We start from the raw sequence: 919 nt of genomic DNA, 5'->3' as shown, positions 1-919 counted from the left end.
TCGAGGACGCGCTTTTGAATCTCAGCGATGCGTTGCTCTACGGCACTCGCCCCGAGCGTCGAAGCGGTTGCGCTCACGGCTCCAGCGTTGGTTGGACCAGCGCCAGCGATGGTCGCTTGTGCGTTGGCGATGCTGCCGACAAGCGCCGCCTGTTGCGCGACGAGATCGCGCGTCTGCGCTGCGTCGGAGGCATAGGGCGAAGAGCCGCGAGCGGCAAGCGCGTTGAGCGTTTGACGGACGAGGCGAGCGTCGCGCGTGAAGGGCTGCAACGTGTGAAGTCGCTGATCAATGGCGAAGACGGCAACGAAGTCCGACGTGACTTCCGCGTTGCCAAAATAGCCGAGCGCCGCTTTGCTGGCGCGTGCGCGCGCATCAGGCGACAGCCGGTCAAAGACCAAAGCGACGGCGCTTAACGAATTTGGGCCGATGCGGCGTGTCGCAGTGCGGCGGGACGTTTCGGCGTCGTGCGCGGCGATTCCACGGGGCGGTTCGGCCGATGGAACGGTACGCACAACCGCCTCGAAAGATTTGATCTCTTGTCGCACGCCGTCTTCGTAGATCTCGAAATCGGACGGCGCGAGGTTCTTCGCCGGGCGTCCCTTTCGATCTTTGACGACCACATCGAGCACGACTTCCGTTGTGCTCGTGATGATGCGCTCTTCATCTTGTGGGGCTTGCGCCATCGCAAGGTGGCAAAAAGCCAGCACGAGCAGAGAGAGGGGAGCCGCTTTTCGCATCTTTGACTCCTCGACGGGAAAATCTCGCGCTAGGTCGCTGCTTTTAGCTTCGCCAACGCGAACGTTTCGGAAACCTTTCTTCACCAGCGCGGGCGTTTCGCCGCACGCTCTTCTTCGAACATCAGGGACTAGTCCCTAGTAGTCGTCAGCGGCACACCTTCCGGCACGAAGAGGGCCACGCA

Annotated in this window: 1 protein-coding gene; it reads right to left on the bottom strand. The window is 62.0% G+C overall.

Annotated elements, in window-relative coordinates; translation table 11 throughout:
- The coding region (locus C4334_RS14500) for a VWA domain-containing protein (protein WP_352432803.1) at positions 1–737 on the bottom strand (737 nt) is incomplete at its 3' end.
- Between the last annotated feature and the right edge of the window lie 182 nt (positions 738–919).

Source organism: Pyrinomonas sp., assembly GCF_040289685.1.
Lineage (GTDB): Bacteria > Acidobacteriota > Blastocatellia > Pyrinomonadales > Pyrinomonadaceae > Pyrinomonas.
This window is presented reverse-complemented; position numbering and strand designations above follow the sequence as displayed.